General features: G+C 43.4%; 12 protein-coding genes. 7 read left to right on the top strand and 5 right to left on the bottom strand.

Annotated elements, in window-relative coordinates; all coding sequences use genetic code 11:
• Positions 1 to 2: 2 nt before the first annotated feature.
• Positions 3 to 383, bottom strand: coding sequence for a glycine cleavage system protein GcvH (gene gcvH, locus FPZ43_RS09110; RefSeq protein WP_146381552.1), 381 nt, complete (start codon positions 381 to 383; stop codon positions 3 to 5).
• A gap of 152 nt (positions 384 to 535) precedes the next feature.
• Here gcvH and FPZ43_RS09105 point away from each other — a divergent pair, with 152 nt between their 5' ends.
• From FPZ43_RS09105 to FPZ43_RS09080, 6 genes are all read left to right on the top strand, one after another.
• Positions 536 to 1,117 (top strand): DUF4142 domain-containing protein, encoded by a 582-nt coding sequence (locus tag FPZ43_RS09105; protein WP_146381551.1) that lies wholly within the window; start codon positions 536 to 538, stop codon positions 1,115 to 1,117.
• Between the two features lie 103 nt (positions 1,118 to 1,220).
• Positions 1,221 to 2,237 carry a Gfo/Idh/MocA family oxidoreductase gene (locus tag FPZ43_RS09100; RefSeq protein WP_146381550.1) on the top strand — a complete coding sequence of 339 codons (1,017 nt, stop codon included), beginning with the start codon at positions 1,221 to 1,223 and terminating at the stop codon, positions 2,235 to 2,237.
• Between the two features lie 27 nt (positions 2,238 to 2,264).
• Positions 2,265 to 2,744, top strand: coding sequence for a TlpA family protein disulfide reductase (locus FPZ43_RS09095; RefSeq protein WP_186461793.1), 480 nt, complete (start codon positions 2,265 to 2,267; stop codon positions 2,742 to 2,744).
• 240 nt (positions 2,745 to 2,984) lie between these two features.
• Positions 2,985 to 4,613, top strand: coding sequence for an NADP-dependent glyceraldehyde-3-phosphate dehydrogenase (locus FPZ43_RS09090; RefSeq protein WP_146381548.1), 1,629 nt, complete (start codon positions 2,985 to 2,987; stop codon positions 4,611 to 4,613).
• A gap of 170 nt (positions 4,614 to 4,783) precedes the next feature.
• On the top strand, positions 4,784 to 5,329 hold the full coding sequence (locus FPZ43_RS09085; RefSeq protein WP_146381547.1) for a peroxiredoxin: 546 nt from the start codon (positions 4,784 to 4,786) through the stop codon (positions 5,327 to 5,329).
• Between the two features lie 154 nt (positions 5,330 to 5,483).
• Positions 5,484 to 6,068, top strand: coding sequence for a carboxymuconolactone decarboxylase family protein (locus FPZ43_RS09080; RefSeq protein ID WP_146381546.1), 585 nt, complete (start codon positions 5,484 to 5,486; stop codon positions 6,066 to 6,068).
• A 218-nt stretch (positions 6,069 to 6,286) separates the two neighbouring features.
• Here FPZ43_RS09080 and FPZ43_RS09075 read toward each other — a convergent pair whose 3' ends face one another.
• Genes FPZ43_RS09075 through FPZ43_RS09060 form a run of 4 tightly spaced genes read right to left on the bottom strand, consistent with a single transcriptional unit; the run spans position 6,287 to position 10,902 of the window.
• The gene (locus FPZ43_RS09075; RefSeq protein ID WP_146381545.1) at positions 6,287 to 7,828 is read right to left on the bottom strand and encodes a DHA2 family efflux MFS transporter permease subunit; all 1,542 of its coding nucleotides are present in this window, start codon (positions 7,826 to 7,828) and stop codon (positions 6,287 to 6,289) included.
• Between the two features lie 7 nt (positions 7,829 to 7,835).
• Positions 7,836 to 8,885, bottom strand: a complete 1,050-nt coding sequence (locus FPZ43_RS09070) for an HlyD family secretion protein (RefSeq protein WP_146381544.1) — start codon at positions 8,883 to 8,885, stop codon at positions 7,836 to 7,838.
• A gap of 18 nt (positions 8,886 to 8,903) precedes the next feature.
• The gene (locus FPZ43_RS09065) at positions 8,904 to 10,271 is read right to left on the bottom strand and encodes a TolC family protein (protein WP_146381543.1); all 1,368 of its coding nucleotides are present in this window, start codon (positions 10,269 to 10,271) and stop codon (positions 8,904 to 8,906) included.
• Positions 10,255 to 10,902 carry a TetR/AcrR family transcriptional regulator gene (locus tag FPZ43_RS09060; protein WP_146381542.1) on the bottom strand — a complete coding sequence of 216 codons (648 nt, stop codon included), beginning with the start codon at positions 10,900 to 10,902 and terminating at the stop codon, positions 10,255 to 10,257. Before FPZ43_RS09060 ends, FPZ43_RS09065 begins: the two co-directional genes overlap by 17 nt.
• Before the next feature lie 194 nt (positions 10,903 to 11,096).
• On the opposite strand from FPZ43_RS09060, the gene FPZ43_RS09055 reads away from it, so the two are divergent.
• Positions 11,097 to 13,613 carry a PIG-L family deacetylase gene (locus FPZ43_RS09055; RefSeq protein WP_146381541.1) on the top strand — a complete coding sequence of 839 codons (2,517 nt, stop codon included), beginning with the start codon at positions 11,097 to 11,099 and terminating at the stop codon, positions 13,611 to 13,613.
• The last annotated feature ends 55 nt before the right edge of the window (positions 13,614 to 13,668 follow it).

Here is a 13,668-nt window from a genome sequence, read left to right as displayed (position 1 = left end):
AACTATACGCCAATCACGCCTTTATACGCATCGGCAGTTAAAAGGTTATCTGCGTCGGCAGCATTGGCAAGGCTAATTTTAACCATCCAGCCATCGCCGTATGGGTCGCTGTTTACAAGTTCCGGCTGGCTGTCCAATTTAGGATTAACCTCAAGTACAGTACCATCAACCGGCATAAATAAATCTGATACGGTTTTAACTGCTTCTACAGTGCCAAATACAGTTTCTTTAGCAACTTCCTGCCCCACTGTATTAATGTCGATGTAAACAATGTCGCCAAGTTCGCCCTGGGCAAATTCAGTAATACCAATATAAGCTACATCGCCTTCAACACGTATCCATTCGTGGTCGCTTGTATATTTTAGTTCAGCAGGAAAATTCATATCTGTTTTTTTAGTTGCTCAAAAATAACAAAACTTTAAGGTATAACAATAACGGCGTCAATTTTACCAAACGTAACAAACCGTAACCACTTAAAAACATTATGATATCGTTGCTGTTAAGCATTAACTTAAAAACCAAAAAAACATCTAACATGAAAAAATTAAGTTTAGCTGCAATGATTGCTCTTGCAGCCCTATCATTCCAGGCATGTAATAACGAAGCAAAAGACAGCAAAGAAACCGCAGATAGCGTAAACGCTGTTAAAGACACTACTACAGACGGTTCAACAGGTATTGCTGTTGATGCTAACGATGCAAAATTTGCTACTGATGCTGCTAACGCAGGTATGGCAGAAGTTGCTGCCGGCAAATTAGCTGCCGAAAAAGCAGTAACCCCGGCTGTAAAAGAGTTTGGTGAAATGATGGCATCAGACCATACAAAAGCAAACGAAGAATTAATGGCGATTGCTAAAACCAAAAATATCACTTTACCGGTAGCACCAGATGAAGAGCACCAAAAAATGCTTACTGACCTTGGCGCAAAAACAGGTAAAGATTTTGACAAAGCCTACGTTGATGCAATGGTTGACGGTCACAAAAAAGTAGCATCAATGTTAGAAGATGCTTCAAAAAACTGTAAAGATGCGGACTTGATGGCCTTTGCCACCAAAACTTTGCCTACAGTTAAAGCACACTTAGCTAAAATTGAAGCTATCCAAAAATCAATGAAATAAGCTTAAGGCTTAAATAATTAAAAAAGGGACAGGCGCTTGCCTGTCCCTTTTTTTGTGCCGTTTTAAATTGGGTTGCTAATTATTAATATATAAATTTACCGGTATGTCATCTACCATTGTAACAGGCTTAATGGCCTACGGAATGTCGGGCAGGATATTTCACGCCCCCTTTATACACACCCATCCGGGTTTCAAATTAAAAGCGGTTGTAGAGCGCAGCAAGAAAAAGGCTGCCGAGACCTATCCGGACATTATAAGCTATGATGCAGTTGAAGATTTGCTGAACGACGAAGAGATTGAGCTGATTATTGTTAACACGCCAAACAATACTCACCTTGAATATGCCCTGCGTGCTATGGAGGCTGGCAAACACGTATTGCTGGAAAAACCGGCTGCTGCTACCGTTGCAGATGTAAAGCTTTTGTTTGATACGGCCCGCAGGTTGAACAAGCATGTTATGCTTTACCAAAACCGCCGTTACGATAGTGGTTTTTTAGCTACCAAACAGGTTATTGAAAGTGGCCGCCTGGGTAATGTTTTTGAAGTGATTTTCCGGATGGACAGGTATAAAGCTGTCATTGGTCCAAAGTCGTTCAAGGAGTCGAAAGAAATGCCTGCTAACGGTATTGTTTATGATTTGGGCGCCCACCTTGTTGATAATGCCATTGCATTGTTCGGCAAACCGCTATCTTTTACTAAAACTACGGGTATTTACCGTGAAGGGTCTGAGGTGCCCGATTATTTCAACTTCCACCTGATATATCCAAATCAATTGAATGTGTACCTTACATCGGGCTTGTTAATAGCTGGTGACTACCCCGGTTTCGTGGTAAACGGCACATTAGGCAGTTTTGTTAAGAACCGTACCGATGTGCAGGAAGCGCAGTTAGATAAAGGCATGATGCCCGATGATGCTGAATACGGCATTGAGCCGGCCGGCAACGAAGGCGTATTAACTTTAGTTGACATCGATAACCAAAAGCACACGGAACTGGTACCGTCGCTAAAGGGCGACTACAACCAGATATTTGAAGCCGTGTATCATACAATACGCAATAATGCGTTATACCCAATAACTGAAGAGCAGATAGCCTGGCAGCTTGAATTGCTTGAAGCCTGATAGATGAAAAAAATTGACCTTAACAGAATGAAGAGATTGATATTTATGCTGGGCATGCTGATTTTTGCTGCCTGTAGCAGTGCGCAAAATACGCCCCCCGTACTTGCCCCGTTTAAAATACAAAAGGTTGATAACACTTATGCAACCCCGGCCAATTTGCAAAAAGGCAAACCGGTAATACTTATTTATTTTTCGCCAGATTGCGGGCACTGTACCGCCATGATGGACGAGATGAAACCCGTAATGAATCAGCTTAAAAAGTTTGAGGTTGTTATGGTAACCTTTGTTGATATACGCATGGTAAAACCTTTTTACGAAAAGTATAACCTTAAAAACTATCCAAATTTTACTGTAGGTACCGAAGGCTACTCATACGTTGTTCAAAAATATTACGGGCTTAAACAAACACCTTATGTAGCTATTTACGATGCAAAAGGCCAGCTTGTAAAAGCTTTTGATAAAGTACCCGAGTTTAAAACGGTAATGGAAACCATTAAAAAGGTTTAGCTAACACTTGATTTACAAAATAGGGCCGGTTGCATAAGCAGCCGGCCCTATTTTATTTAAATTAATTTTTGTGCTCAACATGCTGTGTTGGCACCTTTACAACCCAACAGGTGATTTGCAAATAAAAAATACGCAACCATGATACTATTATTTGGGTTAATTAAGGTAATCGGGCTAAATTAGAGGCTACATCTAAACAGTTCGGATCATAAATCAAATTAAAATTTAAGACCCTTAAAAATGGAAAACTTTAAAGAACAGCTGCAGGCCATGTTCGTTACGGAGGACCAAATACCCGAGCAACACCGGGTGGATGAGATCCATCAGCGCGAATACCTGGTAAATGGCGAAATGCGACCCTGGAATGGCGAGGTAAGCGAGGTATACTCGCCTGTTATGATACCTGCCGCAGATGGCAGCTTGCAACGCAAGTTGATTGGCACCTACCCCGTATGTACCGAAACGGAAGCAACCGAAGCCATGGAAGCTGCGCTGCAGGCTTATGACAACGGCCGTGGCGAGTGGCCAACCATGAGCGTAGCCGGCCGCATTAAATGCATGGAGCGGTTTGTTTACAAAATGAGCGAACAGCGCACGCTTGTTGTAAAACTGCTGATGTGGGAAATAGGCAAATCATACGCCGACTCGATAAAGGAGTTTGACCGCACTATCGAGTACATTAATGCAACCATTGATGCGCTTAAGGATATCGACAGGCAATCATCAAGGTTTGAAATGGCCGAGGGGCTTGTTGCCCAAATTCGCCGCTCGCCGCTTGGGGTGGTGCTTTGCATGGGGCCATTCAACTACCCGCTTAACGAAACCTTTACCACACTGATACCGGCCTTGATAATGGGCAACACGGTGCTTTTTAAACCACCTAAACACGGTACGCTTTTACACTACCCTTTGCTGGAAGCATTTAAAGACGCTTTTCCAAAAGGTGTGGTCAATACCGTTTATGGCCGTGGGGCAGTAGTAACGCCCGGTCTTATGGCTACCGGTAAAATAAACGTGCTGGCATTTATTGGCAGCAGCAAAGTAGCAAATGACCTTAAAAAACGCCACCCGAAGGTAAACCGCCTACGCGCTGTTTTAAGCCTGGACGCAAAAAATGCCGCCATAGTTACTAAGCATGCTGATATCGGGCTTGCAGTAAGCGAGTGTTTATTGGGTGCATTATCTTTTAACGGGCAGCGTTGTACGGCCATCAAAATCATATTTGTACATAAAGACGTTGCCGAAGAATTCACCAGGCAGCTAAGCGCAGCAGTTGAAGCGCTGAAACCCGGGCTGCCGTGGACGGACGGCGTAAAACTCACCCCGCTACCCGAGCCACACAAGCCTGATTATTTGAAGGAAGTTATTGATGACGCTGCAGCAGGCGGTGCCAAAGTGATAAATCCGCATGGAGGTATCACCTCTGGTTCATTTGTTTTCCCGGCGGTGGTTTATCCTGTAAACGAGGGAATGAGACTTTATCACGAGGAACAGTTCGGGCCTGTAATTCCTGTGGTTCCGTACGAGTCGATAGAGGAGCCGATAGCTTACCAAATCAATTCTCCGCATGGTATGCAGGTGAGTATTTTTAGTAACGATGCTAAAGAGGTGTCATCACTGATAGACCCTTTTGTGAACCTTGTAAGCCGTGTAAACATCAATACACAGTGCCAGCGCGGGCCGGATGTTTTCCCGTTCACCGGCCGTAAAGATAGTGCAGAAGGTACCCTGTCAGTTCATGACGCTTTGCGTGCATTCTCGCTCCGCTCTTTGGTAGCAGGTAAATTAAATGAGCAAAACAAAACACTCATCAATGAAATTGTGAATGATAACGATTCCAATTTTTTAAGTACGAAGTTTATCTTATAAAAATAATTAGGGCGACTGCAATAATTTGTAGCCGCCCTAATTTAAATAGCTCCTAATAATATCTTTGACAGAATAAATAGCTTTTGTCTATACCCTATCAATATTTACAATGGTGCTCTGCCGTTAATTAAAGCTATATTTGTTGCATAAATTTTAACAAAACAAGCATTATGTTAACGATAGGACAAAAATTTCCTCAATTTTCTAAAACCGCAGTTGTTAGCCTTGAAAAAGGTAAAGAGTTTGAAACCATAACTTCAGACTACCTGGTAAACGAAGACAACGTGTGGACCGTAATGTTCTGGTGGCCAAAAGACTTTACTTTTGTTTGCCCTACCGAGATTGCTGAGTTCAACAAAAACTTTGGTGAATTCCGCGACCGCGAAACCCGCCTGATCGGTGCTTCAACCGACTCTGAATTCGTACACGCTGCATGGAGAACACACCATGATGACCTGCGCGACCTTAAGTTCCCGATGCTTGCTGATACTTCAAAAACATTAGCTGAAGATCTTGGTATTCTTGAAGAAAATGAAAAAGTTGCTTACCGTGCTACTTTCATTATCGACCCACAAGGCATCATTCGTTGGGTATGTGTAAATGACCTTAACGTTGGCCGTAACGTTAAAGAAGTTTTGCGTGTACTGGATGGTTTACAAACTGACGAGCTTTGCCCTTGCAACTGGGAAAAAGGCCAGGAAACTTTAACTGTATAATTTTACCCGTAAGGGTTTATTTGATTAACCACAAAGAACACAGGGCTACAGCAAAACGGATAATTGCATAATTGCGCCATTCCGCTTTGTAAACTTTGTGAAATCCTTGTGGTTAATTTTTTACCATCAAATTCAACTATCATTTATTTAAAACATGACTGAAAGTACAGAAACCATACAAGAGCTTTTACAAACAGTAGGCCTTGATACCGCATACCGCAACGCCAGCCTAACGCTTTTGGAAACAGGCGAATCACGCTACCTGCGCGACCTTAAATTAAACTTTACCAGCACGCTTACGTCAGAGCACATTAACGCTAAAGAATGCGCCTTGCTTGGACTAAGCACTGCTGTAAACAATAATAATACAGCACTCATTAACTTTTATATAGCAAAGGCAAAAGAGGCCGACGCTACAGATGCTGACATAGCCGAGGCTGTTGGCTGCGCATCGTTACTAGCATCAAACAATGTGTTTTACCGTTTCCGCCATTTTACGCAAAAGGAAAAGTACACACAAATACCGGCCCGCATACGCATGCAGTTGATGATGAAACCTGTAACCGGGAAAGAATTTTTTGAATTGATGAGCCTTGCTATATCAGCTGTTAACGGTTGCGAGATGTGCGTAAATGCACACGAGGATTCGCTGATTAAGCTTGGAACTACCGAGGAAAGGATATTTGATGCGGTAAGAATTGCATCATTAGTTACCGCAACGGGTAAAGTAATTTTCTAATTCCAAAAAATATTTTCGCTATGTGCAAAATTTTGTAAAATAAAATTTGGCATTCTCCCTCAAAAACCGCTAAATTTAGTGCTTTAGATTAATAAAACCCCCTGAAACCTTATAGCTGCTTCAAAGTATAATGTCCTTACAGGGGGCGTTTAAGAATTTAATTGTTGATTTTTTTGGGTAAACCCATTCTGTTGCGAGAACAGAATGGGTTTTATTTTTTAGTGAGCATCGGCAACGGCCTTCAGCTTTTTAAACGGCTGCAGGTAAAGCAGCGGTATCGAGAAAAGCATTACCAGGCCAGAGATCCAGTATGCGTCATCATAGGTAAGCAACATGGTTTGCCTTATTACAGTACCCTCAATGGCTGCATATGCCATGTGGGTTGCATCAAGCATCGATTTACCTTTGGCCATAAATGCATGGGTAAGCATATTAAGCCTGTCGTTAAAAGCATTGTTATATGGGTTAACATGTTCTATCAGCACACTGCGGTGAAAGCCCTGGCGGATGTGTATAATAGTTGTCAGCGCGGCAATACCGAACGATCCGCCCAGTTGCCTCATCATGTTGTTCAAACCCGACCCCTGGCCAATTTCAGGGCCTTTCAGATCGGCCATCGCTAACGTTGTTAACGGAACGAATAATAGCGCCATACCCACACCACGAATAAGCAATGGTATCAACACATCCCTCTCACCGGTGGCAAGGGTAGAGTTGCTCAGCATCCAGGTAAATACAAAGAATAAGAACATACCACCCGTAGCCATAAATTGCGCTGGTACACCTTTGTTAAGCATTTTGCCTATAAAGGGCATCATCACAATGGTACAAACACCACCCGGGAACAATAGCTCGCCCGTTTGCTGGGCGTTAAACCCTAATAAGTTTTGGCAGAACACCGGGAACACGAACACCGATCCATACAACCCGAAACCGAGTATAAAGGATGTAAACATACCCACCGAAAAGCTCCGGTGCCGCATAATGCTGAAGTTCACAATAGGGTGATCGGTACTCAACTCGCGCCAAATGAATAATAGCGTTCCTAAAACGGCAGTTACTGTTAACACAATGATGTAAGTTTTAGCAAACCAGTCTTCCGACTCACCTTTTTCAAGGATGGTTTGTAAACTGCCTACCGCCAGGGCAAGCAAGCCAATACCCCACCAGTCAATCGGCTTTTTGGTATCCTTGGGCGTTTCATTTATAAACGTGTAGGTAAGGAAAGCAGCAAGCGCGCCTACCGGTAGGTTTACATAAAATATCCAGGGCCATGAGTAGTTTTCGGTTATCCAGCCGCCAATGGTTGGGCCTACTGTTGGGCCTACTACAGCACCTAAACCAAACAAAGCAGTTGCCGTACCAATTTGCTCGCGCGGCCAGGTCTCGATCAGGATGGTTTGCCCTGTTGATATCAAGCCACCACCTGCAATACCCTGCAGAATACGGAATATCACAAGCTCATCAAGCGAGGTTGCATTACCGCAAAGGAACGAGGCTATGGTAAATACAATGATAGATGTAAGGAAGTAATTTTTACGGCCAAAGCGCCCGCCCAACCAGCCCGACATGGGCAGGATAATAACGTTTGCCACGGCATAACCTGTAACCACCCAGGCTATATCTTCAAGGGTGGCACCCAGGTTACCTTGTATGTGCGGGATAGCCACGTTCACGATAGTCGTGTCGATCAGCTCCAGGAGCGACGCCATGATTACCGTGATGGTAATTATCCACTTTTTAAAGCCTGTTTCAGCCATGATTTTTTTATTTAGTAATTACCGAAACATTTACGCTCATACCAGGGCGTAGTTTCGCGATATCTTCTTTGCTACCTGTAATTTTTATTTTAACAGGAATACGTTGTACTACTTTCACAAAGTTACCGGTAGCGTTATCTGGTGGCAGTAATGAGAATTTCGCGCCGGTTGCAGGCGAAAAGTTATAAACCGTACCCTCAATTTTCATATCAGGATAAGCGTCAACATCCACGTCAACCTTAAGTCCGTTCTTTATCTTATCCAACTGGGTCTCTTTAAAGTTGGCAGTGATGTAAATGCTGTTATCATTCACAACCGAGAAAAGTGTTTGCCCAGCCTGTACCAACTGACCAACCTGCACATTCTTTTTAGATGCCAAGCCACTTGCAGGCGATTTAATGTTGCTGTATGATAGCTGCAGCTTTGCATAGTCAATATCAACCTGGCGTTGGTTTACACCGGTGTTTGTTACCTTTAACTGGCTGCGGCTTGTTGCTACTTGTTGTAAAGCTGCTTTGTATTGATCTTGCGCTGCAGTGTAGTTGGCCTGCGCAACTTCCAAATCGGCCTTTGCCTGGTCAAACGCTTGGCGGGTAACAGATCCATCCTGCACAAGGTTAGCATAACGAGCATAATCTTTACGTACTTTATCCAAACGGGCTTTTGCTGATGCAACTTCCGCCTTAGCGCTTGATGAGTTAGCAGCTGTTGTAGAAATTTGTGATTGGCCTACGTTAATACCTGCACTTGCACCAACCTGTGCCGCCTGGGCCTGTTCAAGGCGTATCTTTAAGTCATGATCGTCAATCTTAACCAATAACTGGTCTTTATTGACATGGGTATTCTCCTCAAAAAAGATCGAGTCTACATAACCGCCAACGCGTGCTACCACCGGGCTTATATCGCCATCAATCTGCGCATCATCCGTATCAACGTGATGGCTAAAGTATATATATTCCTTAATACCAAATATTATCCCGCCAATCAAGATCACTCCTAATATAATCGGGAGTACTTTGCTTTTCTTTTTTGGGGCTTCGTTTTCTTGCTGTGCCATTGCTTTATATAATTGTAATTATTTGTTAAGTTTTCCTGTTGATTTTAATAGGGTATAATATGCGAGTCCTGCATCTGCTTTTGCCAGCTCAAGGTTAATTTCGGCCTGGTAAAGCAAGGTTTGTGCATCGGCACGGTCTGTAGCGGTTGATATATTGCTGCGGTATTTATTTTCCAGGATACGGTTGTTCTCGTTGGCCTGGTTAATTGAAGTTTGCAGCAGGTTAATCCTGTTTACAGCTGCCTTGTAATTTTGGTAGCTTTGGTTAACTTCGTTTTTAATATTATCAACCGTTATACCTTTGTTTATGGTTACCTCCTCACGCTGTAAACGTGCCTCTGTTACTTTGTTCTTGTTGGTCCAAAGGTTACCAAAGTTCCAGCCAAGGGTAAGGCCTAATGATATTGGCGTAATGTAATTACCAGTTTTTGGTATTGGGTTGCCAGATATGCCCACGTAGTAAGCGCTACCTGCAAATGCCAATGTTGGCGACAGGTTAGCTTTAATGCTTTTAATATTAGTTTCGGCAACCTCACCACGTAAATCAAGCGATTTTAATTCCGGGCGATGAGCTGCAGCCGAATCCAGGTAAGCAGCCAATGGCTCAAGCGTAGGTATCACTTCATTAATCTGGGCAATATTAAGCTCGGTACTCTCGGGCAGGCCCAGCAAAATGTTCATGTTGTAGTTGATGATCTTGCGGTTGCTTTCCAGGTCGATACCGTTAAGCTCGATGTTTGAGCGTTGCAGTTGAAAACGCAACACGTCATTTTTGGTAACCAAACCCTGGTCAAAAAAGCGTTGCGATTGTTTTATTTGTACATCAATAGTGGCAAGGTTTTGCTCAACCACCTTTTTGCTTTGTAAAACTTTATAAAGGTTATAGTAAGCATTGATGATGTTAAAGGTGATCTGGTCTTTATCGCTTATAGCATCCATTCGGGCAACCTGCGTAAGCAAGTTGGTCGATTCGCGGGCGTAACGCAATTTACCACCTTCAAAAATCGGCTGGGTTATAGATAGTGTGCCTAAGTAAGCATTGGCGCTTGTTGGCAGGTTAATGCTTTCCTGGCCAAGCCTAAGCTCGTTGGCGGGAATCTGAGCGCGGTTGTAGCCAAAACTGGCGCTGGCTGTAGGCAACGAGCGGTCTTTAGCTTGCTCGTAGCGTGATACCGCCTGATCAATTTTTGATTGTGAAAGTTTTAACACCTTACTGTTATCGAGGCCAAGTTGTATGGCTTCTTGCAGGGTAAGCGTTTTTTCCTGGGCCGATGCAGGGTGAGCTGTAAATAGCAGTGCCATTAAAAGCATGGCAAAACTACCCGTCACCCTAACAGCTTTACTGTTTAGGTAAGTTTTCAAGGGGCTATTAATTATTGTTGTCATTTTCTGGTTGTAGATAAGCTTTTAAAAGTTTTTTCAGATAGGTTTTTAAGCGCGGTTTAAGTAGTTCGTCCTGGTTTTTCCTATCCATTACATCATAACCTATTACACGGCTCGATATATGGTGCGTGTTAACCATATAGTTTTTTGTGCCAAACAGTGTAGCCGTTAATAAAGCTTCGTCAACGTCATTGTTAAACTGGCCGCTTGCTATACCTTCTGCTATAATTTGTTGAAAAACAGCTACATTTTTCATGATGATATCCGTAATCTTATCGGTGAGGTCTGTTTTTTTTGACTTGGAAATTTCGCGGTTAAGCATTACATGAAAACAGTTGTTGTTAATCACACGGTCAACATAACTTTCCACATATTTATTCAGCTTTTCCCACGAGTCTTTACTTTCATCAGCACCTATACCTAATAAGGTAGACTGGAAAGATGCAATCCTGCGTTCAAAAATGGCCAGGAAAACACCTTCTTTCGATCCAAAGTAATAGTTGAGCATGGCCATGTTTACACCCGCTTCTCCGGATATTACACGGGTTGATGCGCCATCATATCCCAACTCAGCAAAAACTTTTTCAGCCACGTCAAGGATATGGTCTTTCTTATCAGTTTTTTCTTTTTCCATTGCTTTTTGTCGGGCACAAAGTTAATCAAACGATTGATTAGAAAAACAGCTTATTGTTATTGGATTGTCATACTATTGACGATATCTAAAAAATGGTCAGACAAAGTGAGTTTAGCTAACACATTTAAATGATAATGACCATTTTATTACTTGGTGTATATTGTACAAATACATCATAGCGATATATTTGTTTCATGAAGCGTATACTGCCCCTGCTACTTTTTTTATTTGCAGCAGCAAAAACACTATTTGCACAAACAGCGCCCCCCGCCGATTTAGCTACCATTCGTCAGAATTTAAAGAAATTGGACGTGTTGGGTAGTGTACTTTACATCGCCGCCCACCCTGACGATGAGAACACCCGCCTGCTGGCCTACCTTGCGCAGGAGAAACATTACCGCACCGGGTACCTGTCATTAACACGTGGCGACGGTGGGCAGAACCTGATAGGTAAAGAGCAAAGCGAATTGCTTGGGCTGATACGTACACAAGAGCTTTTAGCGGCCCGAAGGGTAGACGGCGCCGAACAATTTTTTAGCCGTGCAAATGATTTTGGTTTCAGTAAAAACCCGGAAGAAACCTTAAAATTTTGGGATAAGGATAAAGTATTGGGCGATATGGTCTGGGTTATCCGAAAGTTTAGGCCCGATGTGATGATTTGCCGTTTCCCTACAACGGGCGAGGGCGGCCACGGTAACCACACCGCATCGGCCATTTTAGCGCAGGAAGCATTTAGCGCCGCCGCCGACCCAAAACGCTACCCGGAACAATTACAATATGTAAAAGTATGGCAGGCCAAAAGGTTATTGTGGAACACATTTAACTTTGGCTCGGTTAATGCCATCTCGGCAGATCAGTTTAAACTTAATATTGGCACATACAACCCAACCCTGGGCAAAGGCTACGGCGAAATTGCTGCCGAGAGTCGCAGCAATCATAAATCGCAGGGCTTTGGCTCGGCCAGGCAACGTGGCGATGCGTTCGAATACTTCAAGACCATTTTAGGTGAGGCACCCAAAACGGATTTAATGGATGGTGTAAACACAACCTGGAGCCGTATACCTGTTGGCGCGGCTATAGGCACACAGGTAGCTGCCATAACCAAAGCATTTAACAGCGATGCCCCTGAGGCTTCGGTACCTGCACTTGTTGATTTACTTGGCAAGGTTGACCAAACCATAGGCACCGATAAAGCCATGCAAACCGTACGCGTTGGCGAAGTAGCCGTTGCCGACTACGACTATTGGCATCAGCAGAAAACAAAAGAATTAAAAGACCTGATCGCTGCTTGTGCAGGATTATGGTTCGAAGCCTACGCCGATCAGCCGAGTTATGCAGTGGGTAATTCTATGAACATTAAAGCGCAAGCAATAAAATTTGCTAACATTCCAGTAGCGCTAAATAGTATAGATATAGGCAGTGAAAAACAGGACATCGCAACAAGCAGTTTGCAAATAGGCCAATTACAAACTAACAATATTACTATACCTGCGCAAAAGGTTTCCAACCCATATTGGCTCGAGGCACCTCATGGTATAGGCTCCTACAGCATAGCCGACGAGTTTAAAATCGGCAATCCCGAAAATCCGGATGCGCCTGCTGTAATTTATCATTTTAAGATAAACGGTATAGCAATTAATTACACCCGTAACGTTGTGTTTAAATACGTTGACCCGGCCCGTGGCGAGATATATCAGCCATTGGTTATTGCCCCTGCGGTTACAGCTAATATTGCTGAGAAAACTTACGTATATAACTCTACTGAACCACAAACGGTACAGGTAAAACTTAAAAGCTACACCAACGCCAGCGGCAGCATCAGCCTTAAACCTGTTAGCGGCTGGAAAATAAGCCCGGAAAAGATCGATTTTAGTGATAAACAAAAAGGCGACGAGTGGATAGTAAATTTTTCGGTATCGCCGGTTGACAATAAATCAAACACCAATGTGCTGGAAGCGGTGGTTACAGCAAACGGGGAGCAATCATCATTAGGGGTGCTTAATATCAAGTATGAGCATATCCCTAACATCACTCTGTTCCCGCCGGCACAGGCAAAATTGGTAAATATCGACCTTAAAACCGCCGGTAAAAAGATAGGTTATATCCAGGGTGCCGGAGATCTGATACCGGAATCGTTGAGGGAAGTAGGATACGATGTGCATCCGCTAAGCGAAAATGAAATCATCAATACCGACCTTAGCGGTTACGACGCTATTATTGTTGGTGTGCGCGCATACAATGTGAACGAACGCCTTGCTTATGAGCAGCCGAAACTGTTGGACTATGTAAAAAATGGCGGTAACCTGGTTGTACAATACAACAACCCAAGCGGCCTGGTAACGCAGCAATTAGGTCCGTATCCGTTTCGGCCGGTTAATGAGCGCGTTACCGATGAAACAGCAGCCGTAAAAATTACTGATGCCCAAAACCCGTTATTAAATTATCCAAACAAAATTACCCAGGACGACTTTAAAGGTTGGGTGCAGGAGCGTGGCCTTTACTTTGTAACCGGTATCGAACCTAAGTATAGCACACCACTTGAGATGAACGACCCCGGCGAAAGCGCTAAGAATGGTTCATTGATAGTTGCCGATTATGGGAAGGGCAGATACGTGTATACGTCGCTGGCATTTTTTCGCCAGTTGCCTGCCGGTGTGCCGGGTGCATACCGCTTGTTTATTAATTTGATAAGCAAACCCAAAAAACAGTAATTGAATTAGGCACCAACGGTTTATTAATATAAATTTGCAACGGAATATATAATAT

The organism is Mucilaginibacter pallidiroseus (assembly GCF_007846085.1).
Classification (GTDB): Bacteria; Bacteroidota; Bacteroidia; order Sphingobacteriales; family Sphingobacteriaceae; genus Mucilaginibacter; species Mucilaginibacter pallidiroseus.
This window is presented reverse-complemented; position numbering and strand designations above follow the sequence as displayed.

What these genes read in the sequence shown, in the direction of transcription:
- FPZ43_RS09105 (WP_146381551.1), top strand. Translation starts at nt 536, where the DNA reads ATGAAAAAATTAAGTTTAGCTGCAATGATTGCTCTTGCAGCCCTATCA.
- FPZ43_RS09055 (WP_146381541.1), top strand. Translation starts at nt 11,097, where the DNA reads ATGAAGCGTATACTGCCCCTGCTACTTTTTTTATTTGCAGCAGCAAAA.
- FPZ43_RS09060 (WP_146381542.1), bottom strand. Translation starts at nt 10,902, where the DNA reads ATGGAAAAAGAAAAAACTGATAAGAAAGACCATATCCTTGACGTGGCT.
- gcvH (WP_146381552.1), bottom strand. Translation starts at nt 383, where the DNA reads ATGAATTTTCCTGCTGAACTAAAATATACAAGCGACCACGAATGGATA.
- FPZ43_RS09075 (WP_146381545.1), bottom strand. Translation starts at nt 7,828, where the DNA reads ATGGCTGAAACAGGCTTTAAAAAGTGGATAATTACCATCACGGTAATC.
- FPZ43_RS09095 (WP_186461793.1), top strand. Translation starts at nt 2,265, where the DNA reads ATGAAGAGATTGATATTTATGCTGGGCATGCTGATTTTTGCTGCCTGT.
- FPZ43_RS09100 (WP_146381550.1), top strand. Translation starts at nt 1,221, where the DNA reads ATGTCATCTACCATTGTAACAGGCTTAATGGCCTACGGAATGTCGGGC.
- FPZ43_RS09090 (WP_146381548.1), top strand. Translation starts at nt 2,985, where the DNA reads ATGGAAAACTTTAAAGAACAGCTGCAGGCCATGTTCGTTACGGAGGAC.
- FPZ43_RS09070 (WP_146381544.1), bottom strand. Translation starts at nt 8,885, where the DNA reads ATGGCACAGCAAGAAAACGAAGCCCCAAAAAAGAAAAGCAAAGTACTC.
- FPZ43_RS09080 (WP_146381546.1), top strand. Translation starts at nt 5,484, where the DNA reads ATGACTGAAAGTACAGAAACCATACAAGAGCTTTTACAAACAGTAGGC.
- FPZ43_RS09065 (WP_146381543.1), bottom strand. Translation starts at nt 10,271, where the DNA reads ATGACAACAATAATTAATAGCCCCTTGAAAACTTACCTAAACAGTAAA.
- FPZ43_RS09085 (WP_146381547.1), top strand. Translation starts at nt 4,784, where the DNA reads ATGTTAACGATAGGACAAAAATTTCCTCAATTTTCTAAAACCGCAGTT.